The sequence below is a fragment of the Streptomyces sp. NPDC048507 genome, assembly GCF_043199995.1.
GTDB lineage: Bacteria > Actinomycetota > Actinomycetes > Streptomycetales > Streptomycetaceae > Streptomyces.
In genome coordinates this window covers 37,935-53,574 of sequence record NZ_JBICWZ010000021.1, presented here as the reverse complement: position 1 = coordinate 53,574, position 15,640 = coordinate 37,935, and the positions used below count along the sequence as shown (strand labels likewise).

General features: G+C 73.6%; 12 protein-coding genes and 1 pseudogene. 5 read left to right on the top strand and 8 right to left on the bottom strand.

Going from position 1 to position 15,640, the window contains the following annotated elements:
• Nucleotides 1-62: 62 nt before the first annotated feature.
• The 3 genes from ACGFXC_RS33745 to ACGFXC_RS33735 all read right to left on the bottom strand — a co-directional run bounded on the left by ACGFXC_RS33745 (nucleotide 63) and on the right by ACGFXC_RS33735 (nucleotide 4,865).
• Nucleotides 63-1,772, bottom strand: a complete 1,710-nt coding sequence (locus tag ACGFXC_RS33745) for a nickel transporter (RefSeq protein ID WP_393718709.1) — start codon at nucleotides 1,770-1,772, stop codon at nucleotides 63-65.
• Complete coding sequence (locus ACGFXC_RS33740) at nucleotides 1,769-3,121, bottom strand: tetratricopeptide repeat protein (protein WP_393718708.1); 1,353 nt, start codon at nucleotides 3,119-3,121, stop codon at nucleotides 1,769-1,771. Before ACGFXC_RS33740 ends, ACGFXC_RS33745 begins: the two co-directional genes overlap by 4 nt.
• Nucleotides 3,122-3,227: 106 nt before the next feature.
• Nucleotides 3,228-4,865 carry a DUF4331 domain-containing protein gene (locus tag ACGFXC_RS33735; protein ID WP_393718707.1) on the bottom strand — a complete coding sequence of 546 codons (1,638 nt, stop codon included), beginning with the start codon at nucleotides 4,863-4,865 and terminating at the stop codon, nucleotides 3,228-3,230.
• Nucleotides 4,866-5,394: 529 nt separating this feature from the next.
• Here ACGFXC_RS33735 and ACGFXC_RS33730 point away from each other — a divergent pair.
• Together ACGFXC_RS33730 and ACGFXC_RS33725 are read left to right on the top strand one after the other, a co-directional pair.
• A pseudogene (locus ACGFXC_RS33730) lies at nucleotides 5,395-6,012 on the top strand (DUF4394 domain-containing protein); the annotation flags it as partial.
• Nucleotides 6,013-6,225: 213 nt separating this feature from the next.
• Nucleotides 6,226-6,525 carry a putative quinol monooxygenase gene (locus tag ACGFXC_RS33725; RefSeq protein WP_393718757.1) on the top strand — a complete coding sequence of 100 codons (300 nt, stop codon included), beginning with the start codon at nucleotides 6,226-6,228 and terminating at the stop codon, nucleotides 6,523-6,525.
• Between the two features lie 112 nt (nucleotides 6,526-6,637).
• Here the strand turns inward: ACGFXC_RS33725 and ACGFXC_RS33720 are convergent, their stop codons facing one another.
• Nucleotides 6,638-7,288: a fasciclin domain-containing protein gene (locus tag ACGFXC_RS33720; protein WP_393718706.1), complete on the bottom strand. Its 651-nt coding sequence runs from the start codon at nucleotides 7,286-7,288 to the stop codon at nucleotides 6,638-6,640.
• 92 nt (nucleotides 7,289-7,380) lie between these two features.
• Nucleotides 7,381-8,964 carry a molybdopterin-dependent oxidoreductase gene (locus tag ACGFXC_RS33715; RefSeq protein WP_393718756.1) on the bottom strand — a complete coding sequence of 528 codons (1,584 nt, stop codon included), beginning with the start codon at nucleotides 8,962-8,964 and terminating at the stop codon, nucleotides 7,381-7,383.
• Nucleotides 8,965-9,263: 299 nt separating this feature from the next.
• Here ACGFXC_RS33715 and ACGFXC_RS33710 point away from each other — a divergent pair, with 299 nt between their 5' ends.
• The 3 genes from ACGFXC_RS33710 (at nucleotide 9,264) to ACGFXC_RS33700 (ending at nucleotide 11,574) form a co-directional block, all read left to right on the top strand.
• Complete coding sequence (locus ACGFXC_RS33710; protein ID WP_393718705.1) at nucleotides 9,264-9,674, top strand: ATP-binding protein; 411 nt, start codon at nucleotides 9,264-9,266, stop codon at nucleotides 9,672-9,674.
• Between the two features lie 566 nt (nucleotides 9,675-10,240).
• Nucleotides 10,241-10,828, top strand: coding sequence for an ECF RNA polymerase sigma factor SigK (gene sigK / locus ACGFXC_RS33705; RefSeq protein ID WP_393718704.1), 588 nt, complete (start codon nucleotides 10,241-10,243; stop codon nucleotides 10,826-10,828).
• On the top strand, nucleotides 10,825-11,574 hold the full coding sequence (locus ACGFXC_RS33700) for an anti-sigma factor (RefSeq protein ID WP_393718703.1): 750 nt from the start codon (nucleotides 10,825-10,827) through the stop codon (nucleotides 11,572-11,574). Before sigK ends, ACGFXC_RS33700 begins: the two co-directional genes overlap by 4 nt.
• Nucleotides 11,575-11,643: 69 nt before the next feature.
• Here the strand turns inward: ACGFXC_RS33700 and ACGFXC_RS33695 are convergent, their stop codons facing one another.
• From ACGFXC_RS33695 to ACGFXC_RS33685, 3 genes are read right to left on the bottom strand one after another with little or no spacing between them, the layout of a single operon-like run.
• Nucleotides 11,644-12,735: a hypothetical protein gene (locus ACGFXC_RS33695; protein ID WP_393718702.1), complete on the bottom strand. Its 1,092-nt coding sequence runs from the start codon at nucleotides 12,733-12,735 to the stop codon at nucleotides 11,644-11,646.
• The gene (locus tag ACGFXC_RS33690; protein WP_393718701.1) at nucleotides 12,732-14,012 is read right to left on the bottom strand and encodes an MFS transporter; all 1,281 of its coding nucleotides are present in this window, start codon (nucleotides 14,010-14,012) and stop codon (nucleotides 12,732-12,734) included. Before ACGFXC_RS33690 ends, ACGFXC_RS33695 begins: the two co-directional genes overlap by 4 nt.
• Nucleotides 14,012-15,349 carry a discoidin domain-containing protein gene (locus ACGFXC_RS33685; protein ID WP_393718700.1) on the bottom strand — a complete coding sequence of 446 codons (1,338 nt, stop codon included), beginning with the start codon at nucleotides 15,347-15,349 and terminating at the stop codon, nucleotides 14,012-14,014. Before ACGFXC_RS33685 ends, ACGFXC_RS33690 begins: the two co-directional genes overlap by 1 nt.
• Nucleotides 15,350-15,640 lie beyond the last annotated feature (291 nt).

The following is a 15,640-nucleotide window of genomic DNA, read 5'->3' as shown; positions in this document are numbered from 1 at the left end:
GGCGCCCCGGCGTCCGCGCTTCTCGATTCCTGACCGGTTCGGGACGCGCCCCGGGGTCCGGGTCACCCCGCACCCGAAACGGAGCGCAGGGTGAGGCCGAGACCGACCAGGATGACCAGGAGGGCGGTGGCGGCCGGCCCGGTGCGGGCCAGGGCGCGCAGCAGCGCGTTGCCGCGCAGGGCGCGGATCCGGTGGTGGGTTTCGATGCGTTCGCGCAGGCGTACGAGGAGGAGTCCGGCGAGGGTGAGGGTGGCGGCCATGCCGAGGCCGTAGCCGATGACGAGCAGGACGCCGAAGGCGGTACGGCCCAGGGCCACGGCTCCGAGGAGGACGACGAGCGCGGAGGGGCTGGGGACGAGTCCGCCCGCGATGCCCATGCCGATGAGCCCGGCCTTCCCGCCGCGCCGGGACGGCTCGGGTGCCGGTGCCGGTGCCGGTGCCGGTGCCGGGGCGGCGGCGGGAGGGGCGTGGGGGGCGGGAGCGAGCGTGGCCACGCTGCCCGTCCGGTGGGCCGGCCCGCCCACCGCCCCGTGATCGTGGCCGTGCCCGTGTCCGTGGTCATGGCTGTGGCCGTGCCCGTGGTGGTCGCCGTGCGGGAGGCCATGGGTGTGGTCATGGCCGTGCCCGTGCCCGTGCCCGTGGGTGTGGCCGCCGTGGTGATGGTGGTGGTGCGGCGTCCTGCCTCGCAGCGCGCCCGTGAGGAGCCACAGCCCGATACCGGTGACCAGGAGGCCACTGGCGGCGCCGAGCAGGCCGAGGACGGTTTCTCCGGCCAGGTGGGTGGCGGCGGGCAGGGCGAGACCGAGCACGAGGACGCCGGCGGTGTGGGTGAGGGTGACGGTCGCGCCGACGGTCACGGCGTCGCGCCGGGTGCCGCGGCGGCCCGCGAGGTAGGCGGCCATGATGGTCTTCCCGTGACCGGGCATCGCCGCGTGGGAGGCACCCAGGACGAGGGCCAGGAGCAGGGCCAGGATCCCCACCGGGACGGTGATCTCCCGGGCGCCGACCAGGGAGTTGAAGGCGCCCGTGACCTCGGCGAGGAGGCCGGTGACCAGACCCGCGCCGGGCAGGTCGGCGACGGCCGGCACCGCGAGGTCCGCCCGCCCCGGTCCGGTGCGCAGGTGCGCGGAGCGCTGGTCGAGGGGGGAGGCGAGCGGGTCCTGGGGGTAGGTGCGCAGCTCGCGGGTGCCCGAGACGGCCGGCACGTCCGACCGCGTGATCCTGATGCCCTGCGCGGCGGCGGTGATCTCGCGCCAGCCGATGCGCTGGGTGTCGTAGCCGGTCCTCACGGCGATGTCGCTCGCCGTCGAGAGCGCGGCCGGGGCCGTCAGGTCGCAGGTGAGCCTGCTGGTCCGCAGGCCCGCCTCGCCGGCCTCGTAGGCCAGGGAGGCCGGCCCCGCCGTCCAGCCCGCCTCCCCGCTCCCCGTGTTGACGTGCAGTTGCCCCATCAGGGTGGCGCAGGATGCCCGTGCGTACGCACGGGCTTCGGCGTCGCTGACGCCGCCGTCGTGGTCGGCGTCGACGCGGGCGCGTTCCTGGACGGAGGAGATCTCCGCGCGGTCGACGACGATGCGGGCATCGATGCGGTCGGGGTGCAGGGTGAGGCCGGTGTGGTAGTTGACCGTGAAGTTGCCCAGGGGATGGGCACTCGCGGCGGGCGCGGCGGCCAGGCACGCGGCCGTGGCCAGGGCGGTGGCGGTCAGCACGGTGGCGGCCGCGGTGGCCAGGGTGGCCGCGGTGGTCAGGGTGCGGCGTGGGGCGTCATGGGTCATGGGGTGGCGTCGATTCGCTGGAGCAGGGCACGGGCGGCCGGTTCGTACAAGGGGTGGAAGCCGGGCTGGCGCAGTGCGCGGCGGAGGTCGTTGCGGGCGGCGTCGTGATCGCCGAGGGCCTGGTGGATGGCGGCGCGGTGGTAGTGGAAGACCGCGCTGCGCGTGCTCAGGGCGAGCGCCCGGTCGGCCTGGACGAGGGCCTCGGTGTCGCGGCCGGCCCGGTGCAGCGCCCAGGCGTAGGCGTCCTGGACGGCGATGAAGGGCCGTGTGCGCAGGGCCTCTTCGGCCATGGTGACGGCATGCGCGGGGCTGCCGTGGTCGGCTTCGAAGAGGATCGCGTCGGTGTCGGCGGCCGTCGCGGTGGTGGCCCGGATCCGCTCCTGGGCACGCAGCAGCGCGTACTGGGCTTCGGCCTGGTCGCGGTGGCCGAGGGACTGTTCCAGCTCGCCCAAGCCCAGCAGGTGGTGCGGCAGGGGGGCGACGGCCACGGCCGCCCGGTAGTCGGCCAGCGCCCCGTCCGCATCGCCCCGTGCCTCATGCGCGCGGGCCCGGGCCTCCAGGAGCGCCGAGTCGCCGGGGGCGGCGAGGAGACCGTCCCGGGCCTCGCCCAGGGCGTCCTCGACGTCACCGTCCTGCAGTGCCAGCGAGACCAGGACCGCGTGGGCGAAGGCGGATTCACCCGGTGTGGCGGCGGCCGTGCGGGAGCGGCGCATGACCTCGCGGGCCGTCGCCGTGTCGCCCCTGAGCTCGAAGGCGTAGGAGGCCCGGGCCAGGGAGGCGGCGTCGGGGCGCAGGTCCGTCATCTTCTGGACCGCCGCGTCGGCTTCGTCGTACCTGCCCAGCTGGGTGTACGCGTCGGCGAGGACCCCGTGGGCGGAGGCGCTGTAGGGTCCGTCGGCCGTGGCCCTGAGGGCCCAGTCCAGCGCGGTGGGGAAGTCGTGGCGGGCCGCCGCGAGGGCCCCCATCCCCGTCTCCGCGTCCGTGTTGTCGCTGCCCCGCACCTTCAGCGAGGTGCGCAGCGCCCGCTCCGCGCGGGCGTAGGCGGCCGGGTCGGCGTTCGTGCGCCCGAGCTGGACGTAGGCCATGCCCAGGGCCGCCCACCCGCCGGGATCCTTCGGCAGGCGGGTCACCCGCGCCTGGAGGGCCTCGACGGAACCGGCCGCCGGTCCGGCCGCCGCGGTGCTCCCCGGCGGGCGGGCGGCCCCTCCTTCGCCGGGGTCCAGGACGACGGCGCCCACGGTGAACATGACCGCGCCCAGGGCCAGCGCGACCGCGGCGCCGCGCAGCCGTCTGCGGCCCCTCGACGGAGCTGGTGGCGTGGTCTCGGATGCGGTGGCGTCGTACGGCACGAAGGGTCCTCCCCGGTTCCTGATGGTGCCGGTGCCGGGACCGGAACACGGTCGTGCTCCGGCCCCGGCGCCGTGGGGCGCGGCCCGTCCCCGGGCCGCACCCGGTTCAGCTGTTGCCGTTGCGGCGGCGCAGGCGGAAGCCGCCGACGCCCAGGAGCAGTGCGCCGACCGCGCCGACGGCGGCGGCGCGCGAAGCCGTCAGGGCCGGCGCCTGGGCGGCGGAGCCCTTCACCGAGGACTGCTCGGCGTTGCGCTCGGCGCCGCCCGGGCCCCGGTTGACGTTCTTGGTGTGCGGCAGCGCCACGTACGGGAAGACCGTGCCGAACGGGACCTCGTTGGCATCGACCCTGTCGCCGTCGGCGAGCGCCGGGACGAGGACGCCGGTCTGGGCGGCGCCCTCGACGGCCTGGAGGGAGATGTCGATGACGTCGTCCGCGAGGCGGCGTCCGTTCGGGAAGCCCGCCAGGTCGCCCGCGAGGACACCGAGGCGGTTGGGCGACGCGGTCGGCGGTACCGCCGTGTTCAGGCGGAGTTCCTCGGCGGGGACGATCCTCTTGAGGTTCGCGTCCTTGTTGAGGCGGTGCGCGTTCAGGTCGGCCTTGATGGGCCCGCAGACCTTGCAGATGCCGGTCAGGTAGATCTCGGCGAGGTCGTTGCGCGGGGTCGCCGGGGCCGGCACGTTGTAGACCCGCTGGATCAGCTTGGGCAGGATCGGGTCGTACACCTTGTCGACGACGGCCTTGACCGTACGGTCCTGCGACGGGTTGAGGGTGTTGAAGGCGTCCTTGTACTTGATCGGGACGACGACCTCGTTGACCAGGGGGTTGCCCAGGCGGGAGACCTGCTTCCAGTCCCTCTGGTGCGCCTTGTCGCGGGAGTCGCTGAGGGTGACGCCCTCGCGCTCGGTGGTCGACCAGATGCCGATCACCGGGTTGCGGGAGCTGTTCCCGTTCAGGGCGAGCTGCCGCTTGGGGACCTGGATGGCGATGGTGTTGACGTTGTAGCCGGCCAGGGTGTCCTGCCCGCGCTCGCTGAGGTCGCCGCCGTACAGGAGGTCGAAGACGCGCAGGTCGGCGAAGAACGGGTCCTCGGCCTGCCCGGCGTACGTCTTGCCGCCACCGGGAATGTTCAGGGTCGCCTGGTTGCGCAGCGCCGCGTAGTTCGGCATGGACGCCTTGCCGGTGCGCGACGGGGCGGCGGGCACGCCCTCCAGGACGGTCCTGCTCCGGCCGCCGGAGGTCACGACCAGGTCGTAGAACTGTCGGAAGTTCAGGTCCGGGTCGTTGAGCGAGGTGACCTGGCCGGTGTTGTACAGGAACTGGCCCGCGGCGTCGCGGTAGCTGTTGCGGAAGCGCCAGGTGTAGGTGACGTCGGAGTTCCCGTCGCCGTCGTTGTCGATCTTGATGTTGTAGCGCAGGTCGTCACCGAACGCGTAGAAGTTCGGACCGCCGTTCGGCTCCTCCATCGGGATCCAGTTGGCCACCATCGTGACGGTGTCGGCCTTGTCGGGGCTGGTGAACGCGTACACGTCGGTGTTGTCCGCGCGCGGATCCCCCGCGATCAGGGGTGCCTCACGGTGGCTGGAGGCCGCGCTGATGCCGGGCGCGAGGGTCATCGCGCCCAGCCCGGCGGCCAGGGTGGTGGCACCGAGTACGAGCAGGGACTGGTCCAGAGCACGTCGCGAACGAGGCCTGGCCTGGGGAAGCTTCACGGCATTCCTTGCTGTTGGCGGAGTCTTCCGCATCCGCGCGTGGGGGCGTGCGGAAGACAGACGTGGGCTGATGGCGCGGGAGGCGGTCGGCACCGCAGCGAGAGGTCTCGCACTGCCCGGGCAGGCTGAAAGGGGTGGATCGACGGGGTGGGCCGGAAGCTTGGGCATGCCACCACGCAGGATCTGCGCAGCGGTAGAAAAGCACGCCGGAACACCGTCCCGTGCACACCACGAACCGGAACGGAGCCGCCCGTTCGGGGCCGTGGTGGGAGAAAGGGCCGGTGGGACGGGCAGGGAGCAGCGCAGAGCCCTCCTCGAAACCGGAGCGCGACACACCCTCCGGCGGTTACGCCGAACGAGTCCGAACCCCATTGCTGCAACACCTGTGCAATTGCGGGAACTTGGCGAACCTGTTCGTCCCGTCAGCCGAGAAATCGTGAGAGAGGCGCGCTGACCAGGCAAAACACCTCGGGGAAGCCGGGCCGCTGATTTTCACGGGTCCCCATGGGGGACCGGCCGCTCCGTCCGGGACGTCCGCCGACGGGCCCGTGCCGCCATCAGAGTGGCTTTCCGGGACGGCGCCCATCCGATCGCGGACCGCCGCCGAAGCAGACGTGAACCCGCCCGCAACGGCGGGCGGGAAGCACCGCCCTCAACCTTCCTCGGGGAGCAGCATGCGCACGCGCACGACCGTCTCCGCCCCGTCCGTCGCCGTGGCCGCCGCCCTGGCCGCACCCGCCCTGGCGGCTGCCGACGGCAGCGACCCCGGCGACATGCACCGCACGGGTCACGGGGAGCGCACGTCGCTGACCGCCGTCGCCCTGACACCGGACCAACGCCTGGTGGAGTTCACCGTCGACAGTCCGGCCAGAACCTGCGTCACAACCTGGACGACGCCTCCGCCCCGCTCGGCACCACCGCCGACGGCATGCTCACCAACCCCACCACTGCGCCATCCACCGCGAGGGGTCTCACCGGCGCCGCCCACACCGACAACGACCTGAACACCGCGACCGGGACCACCCTGTTCGACCTCGACACCCAGGCCGACCGGGTCTCGCTCCAGTCACCGGCCAACGCCGGCACCCTCGCCCCGACGGGCGACTTCGGCGTCGACGCGGGCCCGGACGCCGGCTTCGACATCAATTTCGACGCCAAGCACGGCACCAACCACGGCTTCGCCGCCCTCAACACCGCCGGCGGCTCCCGCCTGTACGGCATCGACCTGAGGCGAGGCAGTCCGCGCGCTGGGCCGTTCGGCGGACCGGCCCGGCGCGCCCCCGCGCGGGCACGTACCCTCGGCCGCGGGTCGCCCGGCAACGGCAGCAGGCCGGCACCCGGACCGGCCCCTCGCCCCCCACGCACACACACAAGTCACCACGGAGAGCAGCCCATGACCCAGACCGGCCTTCTGGTCCGCATCGAGGCCAAGCCCGAGTACGCGGCGCAGGTCCAGGAACTCCTGGAGAACGCCCTGGAACTCGCCCGTCAGGAAACCGGGACCGTGACCTGGTACTCCTTCAGGCTCGGGCCCACGAGCTTCGGCGTCTTCGACACCTTCGAGGACGAAGCCGGACGCCAGGCCCATCTGAACGGCCCCATCGCGGCCGCCCTGATGGAGATCACGCCCACCCTGCTCGCCGGGTCCCCCGACATCCGCCAGGTCGACGTCCTGGCGGCCAAGCTGCCGTGAACCGGCTCCGCAGCGGCTGATGCACCACCCCGCCGGACCCGTACGGCGACCGGCGCCGGGGAGGTACGTCCCCGGCGCCGGACCGTGTCGCGCTCCCCACCGCGCGCAACGGCTACTTGGGCATCAGGACGCTGTCGACGATGTACACGGTCGCGTTGGCGGTCTTGACGTTGCCGCACACCACCGAAGCGGTGTTGTCGACCTTGTAGGACTCGCCCGAGCCGGCGGTGGTGACCATCCCCTTCTCCAGGGTCTCGAAGGAGCCGTTCTCCAGCTGCTTGGGGGTGAGCGTCTGCCCGACGACGTGGTAGGTGAGGATCTTGGTGAGCTGCTCCTTGTCGGCGAGGACCTTGTCCAGGTCGGCCTTCGGGATCTTGGCGAAGGCATCGTTGGTGGGCGCGAACACGGTGATGTCCTTGGCGTTGTTGAGCGTGTCGACGAGGCCGGCCTGCTTGACCGCGGCGACCAGCGTCGACAGGGCCGGGTTGTTGGACGCGGCGGTGGCGACCGGGTCCTTGGCCATGCCGTCGAAGGAGCCCGCGCCCTCCTTGGGCACGCCGGAGCAGGCCGGGCCGAAGGGCTTGTCGCCCGTCATCGGGTCGGCGGCCGGGCTGCTCCCGCCGGCCGTGCCGGTGTCCGCGGAGGACGAGGCCGGTGCGGCCTTGGCGTCGCTGCCGGAGTCGGAGCAGGCGGCCAGCGCGAAGGGGAGGACGGCCGCCGCGGCGACGGCGAGCGCGGTACGGCGGATGCGGATGCTGTTCATGATCGGTTGCTCCTTGTAGAGGTGTTCCGGGATTCGGGGGGTTCGCGGACGTACCGCTGGGGGCCGGTGGGGTTCTGCCGGGGTGCCGGGGTCTAGGGGACGGTGACGAAGACGCTGTGCCGGCCGCTCGCCCCGTCCGGGACGGTCCGGGCGCGCTCCTCGGTCTGTACGGCGCCCGTCCCGTCGGTGGCGCGGACTGTGATGTTGTGTCCGCCGGGGGCGGCGTTCCAGCGGTAGCTCCACTGGCGCCAGGTGTCGACGCTGTCCTGCGCGGCGAGGTCGGCGTCCTGCCAGGGGCCCTCGTCGATGCGGACCTCGACGCGGGTGATGCCGCGCCGCTGGGCCCAGGCGACACCGGCGACCGTGACGGTGCCGGAATCGGGACGGCCGAACGGCTTGGGGGTGTCGATCCGGGTCTGCGTCTTGATCGGCGCGCGGCGGGCCCACTTGCGCTTCACCCAGTACGGGTCGTAGGCGTCGAAGGTGGTCAGCTCGATGTCGGTGATCCACTTGCAGGCCGAGACGTAGCCGTACAGGCCGGGGACGAGCATGCGGACGGGGAAGCCGTGCTCGAAGGGCAGGGGTTCGCCGTTCATGCCGACGGCGAGCATCGCGTCCCGTCCGTCCATCACGTCCTCGACGGGGGATCCGAGGGTCATGCCGTCCACCGAGCGGGCCACCAGCTGGTCCGCCGCGCCGCCCTTGGACGGGGGCCGGACCCCGGCTTCGCGCAGGAGCGCGGCCAGGGGGACGCCGAGCCAGCGGGCGGTCCCCGTGTAGGGTCCGCCGACCTCGTTGGAGACGCAGGTCAGCGTGATGTCGCGTTCGACGAGGGGCCGGGCGAGGAGCTCGTCGAGGGTGTAGGTACGGGGGCGGGCGACGCCCTTGCCGTGGATCCGCAGCCGCCAGGTCCCGGCATCGACCTTCGGGACGACGAGGGCGGTGTCCACCCGGTAGAAGTCCCGGTTGGGCGTGGTGAACGGGCTGATCCCGGCCACCTTCAGCTGGGCTGACGCGGGGACGGCAGGTGCCGGGGAGGCCGGCGCGGGCAGGGCGAGGCTGCCGCGGGAGGCGACGGCGCCCTGCCCCCGCCGGCCCGTGAGGTAGCGGCCCAGCACCCCGGCCGACGCGGCGCCGGCCGTCGTGACGGCCGCCGCGGCGAGGAACCCGCGCCGGTTCCAGACGCCCGTGGGCCGCACGTCCGGCGCGGTGGAGGGGCGGTCCGCCCTTCCGGCGAGGACGTAGAGCACGAGCGCGCCCGTCGCGGCGCCGGCGACGGAGGGCAGCGCGTCGGCGAGGCCCGCCGAGTCGGGCCTGCTGAGGGCCGCGGCCGTGCCGACGATCCCGAACAGCAGCACCCCGGCGGCGCCCGTACGCCGCCATCTCAGGGCCAGGACCCCCAGGGCGAGGGCCAGGAGTACGAGGACACCGAGGATGCCCAGCTGGAGAACGGCCTTGTCGTTCTCCCCGAAGGTGCGGATCGCGAAGTCCTTCACGGCGGCGGGGGTCCGGTCGATCACCGCGCCGCCCACGACCGTGACCGGTCCGGCGGCGGGCCGGACGAGACCGGCGACGAGCTCGGCCACGGCGAGCGCCGTGAAGCCGGCCAGAAGCCCGGCCAGGGCGCCGAGGGCGATGCGGGAGAGGGTGCTGCGGGAGCTGCTCACACCCCGGATTCGGCGGCGCCCGCCCGGCGGATTGGTCCGTTGGTGAAAAGAGTCGGCCGCCGCCCCCCACGGACGGGAGGGAAACGGGCGTTTCGCAATCCATCACACCCTTGGTGACGAATCCCTCGCGAGGCTCCCGATGACGGGAGCCGGGCCACCGGACCGGGCACTGGACGCCGGTCGCCGGCCACCGGTCAGCGGGCCACTGGAACCGCCACGCCACGTGGTGGCCGCGGTCCTGCCGCACCGGATCGGGGGACCCGCCCCTCAGCAGCCGTGGGGGGGCCGTGCATCAGGGAGGAACCGCCATGAACACCACGATCGCCCGGGGCGGACGTCCGGCAACGGTGCACCTCGAACTGCCACCGGATGCCGAAGCGGCGGGGCTGGCCCGCCGGCGGGTCGCACTCTTGCTCGCCGCGCACCCCGCGGGATGCCCGCGCCTCATCGCCGAGGACGTCGTGCTCATCGCCTCCGAGCTGGTCACCAATGCCGTCCTGCACGCCGAGGGGCCCTACGCGCTGACGCTGAGCGTCGACGAGGGGCGTGTCGGCGTCGCCGTCAGCGACGCCTCGTCCGCACTGCCCCGCCGGTGCGCCGGGCACGCGGGGGACCGGCAGGGCGGGCGGGGACTGGAGATCATCCGGGGTCTGGGGGCGGACCTCTTCGTCAGCCCGTCCGGCAGCGGCAAGCAGGTCATCGCCGTTCTCGCCTGGTGACACGGGTCACCCGGGGTGCTGCGGGCGGCCGTGCCGACAGCCGCCCGCAGCCGACCTGCCCGACCGCCCTGGGCCAAGACACCTTCAGGGCCGTCTTCGCCCGATGCCGGGCAGGTCACCGGTCCGCGCCACCCCGTCATCGGCGTCGGACCGGAGCGTGGCCGCCCCGCGGAAGACCCGCGCGGCGGGTTGAGGGAACCGCAGAACCGTAGAACCGCAGAAACCGCAGAACCGCAGAAGCCGCGGTGCCCGCCGGCTCCCTCACCGTGCATTCGCCGCCACTAGCCGGCCGGCTGGGCCGAAGGGCCCCGGTTCCCCCGTACGGGCCAATCGCGGCCGCGCGGGTGACGGACCGCCCGCCCGACCGCACACCCATCCGCACGCCCGTCCGCTCCGAAGAACTGCTGACACACCCCCACGTTCCGGCCACCGGACCGCCCCTCCACGGCGGTCCGGCCCCGCTGGAGCGACCAGGACCAAAGGACCGGCATGCGATGGACGCCCCGCCCCCCGACGGCCCCCCGCGGCCGCCCCTACGCCTCCTGGCCACGGCCGGAGACCGCGCGGTGAACCGGCCGCTTCCCCTCAGGACGAGCCCCGGTACGGGACCGGGCGACCTGACCGGGGCCATGGAAGCGGTCGCGCAGGGCGACAAAGAGGCCTTCTCCGCGCTCTACGACGCCCTCGCCCCCATGGTCTTCGGCATCGTGATCAAGGTCGTACGCGACCGGGCCCAGTCCGAGGAGGTCGCCCAGGAAGCCATGATCGACCTGTGGCGGCAGGCCGCCCGCTACCGCCCGGACGCCGGCAGCGTCACCAGCTGGGCCGCCACCATCGCGCACCGCCGCGCGGTGGACCGGGTCCGCTCCGCCCAGGCGGCCGCCGACCGCGAGCACGCCCGGGCGGCACGCGAGCACACCACCGCCTTCGACGAAGTCGCCGAACAGGTCGAGACCCGTCTGGACAGCGAACAGGTCCGCCGCTGCCTGCGCGGCCTGAGCGAGCTCCAGCGCCAGGCGGTGACCCTGGCCTACTACCGGGGGCTGACCTACCGCGAAGTCGCCGAAACCCTGCGCACACCGCTTCCTACCATCAAGACACGCATGCGCGACGGCCTGATCCGGCTCCGCGACTGCATGGGGGTGACCACATGAAACACCACGCATCCGACGCCCACACCCTCGCCGCCGCCTACGCCCTCGGTGCGCTGGAGGACGGCGAACGCAAGGACTTCGACGCCCACATCCGGACGTGCGAGGCCTGCCGTCAGGAAGCCGCCGAATTCGAGGCGACCGCGGCACGCCTGGCGGCAGCGGTCGCCCAACCGCCGCCCCCCGCGGTCAAAGCACAGGTCATGGCCGCCATCGAGGGCGTCCGCCAGCTGCCTCCCCGCATCCCCAGCGCCGCTTCCGCACCCGTACTCGGCGGCCTGCTGCGCCGCCGGGCCCTGCCGCTGGCGCTGGCCGCCAGTGTGGTGGCCGCCATGCTCGGCGGCGTCGCCGTGTGGCAGGAACGGACCGGACGGGACCTCCAGCAGCAGGCCCGTCAGGCCCAGCAGCGGCTGGACGAGGTCAGCACCGTCCTGGCGGCGCCCGACGCCCGCACCGCCCACGGACGGACCGCCAACGGAGCCGTGACGACCGTCGTCGCCTCCGCACGGCAGAACAAGGCGGTCTTCACCGCCGGCGGCCTGCCCGCCCCCGGAGCGGGGAAGACCTACCAGCTGTGGCTCGACCACGACGGCACCATGCGGCCGGCCGGATTCATCGACCACGACGGGACCGTCGTCCTCACCGGCAACCCGGCCGACGCGGGCGCGGTCGGTCTCACCCTCGAACCCACCGGAGGATCCCCCCGGCCCACGACCGCCCCGCTGATCCTGCTGGCACTGCCCGCCTGACCCCGACGGCAGGACGGCCGGGCGGCACCTTCCCCCGCCCGGCCCACCGCTCTGCCGCAAGCGGGCCGGTCAGTGCAGCGCCGTCGGTGACGAGCCGCCCGGTACGCTCAGGCGCGGGCTTCCGCCGCCGTCCGCGGGGACGGTCCAGATGTCGCTCGCCCGGCCGTCGGCGCCCGGCAGGGCGTAGGCCAGGGTGGCGTCGTCCAGCCAGGCCGCCTGGTCGTCGACGCTGCGCGTCTCGGCGAGCGGGGTCTCGCGCATGGTCCCGAGGTCCAGGACGTACGGGCGCCACGGCGCGGCCGGGTCCTCGGACACCTTCTTCTTGAAGGCGATCCTGGTGTTGTCGGGCGAGAGCGAGGGGCATTCGGCGTTCTCCCGCAGCGCGCGCGCCGACCACTCCTCCGTGTTGCCCTCCACCAGGTAGGTACGGCCCTTGGAGGAGACGGTCGCGTAGAAGCGGTTGTCGTCGCGGGCGAAGGTCACCCCCCAGAAGTTGACGTCGGGCGCGAAGTAGCGGGCCCCGTCGATCGTGAGGGGGATCTGCTCCATGGAGGTGACGAGATATCCGGTGCGCAGGTCGAGGATCGCGGTCCGGGTGGAGAAGGCGCTGGTGGCGTACGAGTCCCCGCTCGCGAACACCGTCCACGACAGCATCCGCCCCGAGGCGGAGACCCGGGCCCGGTTGGGGATGCCCGGCACGGTGACCCGGCGGACCTCGCGCAACTGCCGGTCGAGCACGATGGCGTGGGTCTTGGGCAGCACCCCGGGCTCGGCCCGCAGACAGAGCGCCGTGTTCCCGGCGGCGTAGAAGCGGTCACAGGAGGGACCTTCGGGCACGCGGGCGTCGGGTGGACCGGGTCGACCGGGCGCCCGCGCGGCGGCGGAGGACACGGCCGGGGACCCGGTCGCACCCGTGTCGGCGTCCCCGGGAAGAGGCCGGTGCGCGATGCGGCCGGTGGCGGGGTCCCGGAAGTACAGGGCGGGTCCTTCGAGGACGAACGAGGCGTCGGCGCCGCGGGCCGCGGGGCGCTGCCCGGTGTGCAGGACGTACCCGGTGGCGCCGCCCATGAGCAGCAGCACCGCGGTCACCAGGATGGCGATCCGGGCCCGCGGGCCCGGCCGGGTTCCGGGCGCGGGCGCCTCGGTGGGGTCGTCGCTCATGTGGTTCGCCTCTCGGGGTCGGACGGAGTGCGCGGCAGCAGCAGCCAGCCGCCCGCGAGCGCGGCGCACAGGAGGAGGACCGCCGCCCACAGTGCGGGCCCGGGCCCCCACACCGTCCACAGCGCGCCGAAGCCCACCCCGGCCAGCATCTTGGCGAGCGCCTGCCCGGTCTGGAGCAGTGCGAGCCCGCCCGTCGTGCCGCCGGCGGGCAGAACGGGCCCGGTGAGCGCCATCAGCACCCCGTCGGTGGTGGCGTAGAAGGTGCCGAGCAGGATGAGGACGGGCAGCAGCAGGAGCAGGGCCGGAGCGTCACCGGCCGGGACCAGCAGGGCGGCGTACACGCCGAGCAGGGCGAAGTGGCCGTACAGGAAGGGCAGTCGGCGCCCGACCCGGTCGGCGATCCGCCCCGCCGGGACCGCGAGCAGCAGATAGGCGGCGGCTCCGCCGAGCGGCAGCAGCGGGAACCAGCCGACGGGCAGGTCCAGCCGGCGCTGGAGCAGGAGGTAGACGAAGGCGTCGCCGACGGTGGCGGCGCCGAGCAGCGCGGCGGCCGCCAGGATCCGCCGGAAGGCGGGGTCGCGGAGCGCCGCGAAGGTCCGGCCGGTGCGGCGGGCCGGGCGCACGGCCGGGCGCCCGGCCGGCTCCGCGGGGTGCCCGGGCACGTACAGGACGAGGAGCAGCACCCCGAGCAGGCCGACGCAGAAGCTGACGACGAACACCGCGTCGTAGGCGCCGGCCGTGGCCCCCAGCAGGGCGAACGCCGCGAGCGGGCCGAGCAGCGCGCCGGTGGTGTCCATCGCCCGGTGCACGCCGAAGGACCGGCCCAGGGCGTCGGGCGGACTGCTCAGGGTGATGAGGGCGTCGCGGGGCGCCGTACGGATGCCCTTGCCGATGCGGTCGGCGGCGAGGGCCGCGGTGATCCCGGCGGTGGCGCCGCCCGCGAGGAGCAGGCCGAGCCGGGAGCAGGCGGACAGGGCGTAGCCGAGCCCGGCGACGCGCTTGTGGCGGTGGCCGCGGTCGGCGGCGTGCGCGCCGAGCAGCCGGACGAAGGAGGTGGCCCCGTTGAAGAGGCCGTCGAGGAAGCCGAACTGGAGGGGGGACAGACCCAGTCCGAGGACCAGGTAGAGGGGCAGTACCGCCGTGACCATCTCGGAGGAGATGTCGGTGACGAGGCTGACCGCGCCGAGTGCCAGGACGGCGCCGGGGACCCGCCGGCCCGCCCCCGGGGTGAGGGGAGGGGCCGGCGCGTCCCGGCGGCCTGAGGTCGCCAGGTACATCAGTGGCAGGTGTACTTCGGGCTGGTGTCCTTGGCCTTGCCGTCGGTGCCGACGTAGCTGAAGCTGTAACCGGTGTCGGTGAAGTCGAGCTTCAGCACGCCGTACTGGCCGCTGATCCGCTTCTGGCTGTTGGGCTGGACGTTCTCGATGGGGTACGGCTCGGCGCCGCCCATCCCGCCGACGACTTCGGTGATGCCGTCGGCGGTGGCCTTGCCGTTCGGGTCCTGCGGGGCGAACCGCTCGTAGTGGTGGTCGTGTCCGTTCAGGACCAGGTCGGCCTTGGCCGCGTAGAGGATCTTCCAGACCGGCTTGCTGACGGGATCGTTGCCGTGGCCGCCCGAGGAGTACAGCGGGTGGTGCCAGTAGGCGGCGATGCACTGCTTGCCGTTCTTGGCGAGGTCGGTCTTCAGCCAGTCGATCTGGGCGCTCTGGTCGAAGGAGTTGGAGTCGAGGGCGATGAAGTGCCAGTTGCCTTCGTCGAAGCTGTAGTAGCTCTTGCCCTGGGGGTAGGCGATCGACCCGAAGTAGGACTTGTATCCCGCGAGGGAGCCGGCCGGGTCGTAGGTCTCGTGGTTGCCGGGCACCGGGTGCGTCTTGTCCTTGAAGGCGCCCCACGTCTTGTCGTAGTACGCCTTGTAGTCCGCGATGCGGGCGTCGTCGTACTGGTTGTCACCCATCGTCAGGTAGAACTTCGGGTCCAGTCCGCGGGCCAGCGCCGCCGTCTTCGGGTGGGCGCAGGTGCTGTCGGAGGCGGTGCACTGGGCGGCGATGTCGCCGGCGGCGACCACGCTGAAGGCGCCGGTGGGCGGGGTTCCGCCGTCGGTGCTGCCGTACACCTCCACCTCGTGCAGGGAGTAGCCGTACGAGGTGCCCCGCGCGGTTCCGTAGACGCGCAGGTAGCGGCCCTTGCCGGCCAGGCCGGTCCATTCGTCGGTGCCGCCGTTGCCCGCGGTCTCGTTGGCGAGACGTGTCCACGCCGTGCCGTCGGCGGATATCTCGACGCGGTAGGCCTTGGCGTACGCGGCTTCCCACGTCACCGATACGCGGGTGACGTTGGAGTTCGCGCCGAGGTCGACGCGGATCCACTGGGGGTCCTTGCCCTCGGCGCTCGCCCAGCGGGTGGCCGGGTCCCCGTCGAAGGCGTTCTGCGGGCCGAGGGAGGAGGTTTCGGAGGAGGACGCGGTGGCGGGTTTGCCGCGCGAGATGAGGGGGTCGGCGGCCGCCCCGGCCCGTTCGGGCAGGGCGAGCAGCAGGCCGCCGACGAGGAGGAGCACGGCGGCGACCAGGGTCACCGTGCCGCGCCGGGCGGGTGCGGGTACTGAGGCGTTCAGGCGCATCCTGTGGGGCTCCTGCACTGGGAGGAGTGAGAGCTTGGCACCGTGACGTGCGCCGCCCACCGGCCCGGACGCGGGCGGGGAGCGGCGGCACAGCGGCCGGGTCAGAGCTCTCGCTGAGCGCGTCACGCCCGAACCACACGGGCGCCGCGCCGAGCCGCCGCCGGGAATGCTAGCGAACAGGAAAGTTTCCTACCAGTCCTCGGAGCGCCTCTTCTGACGTGTCGCCACCACCCCGGCCCGCCCCCGTGCCCCCGGCCACCAGCCGCAGACGGTGCGTCACCCGGCAGCACA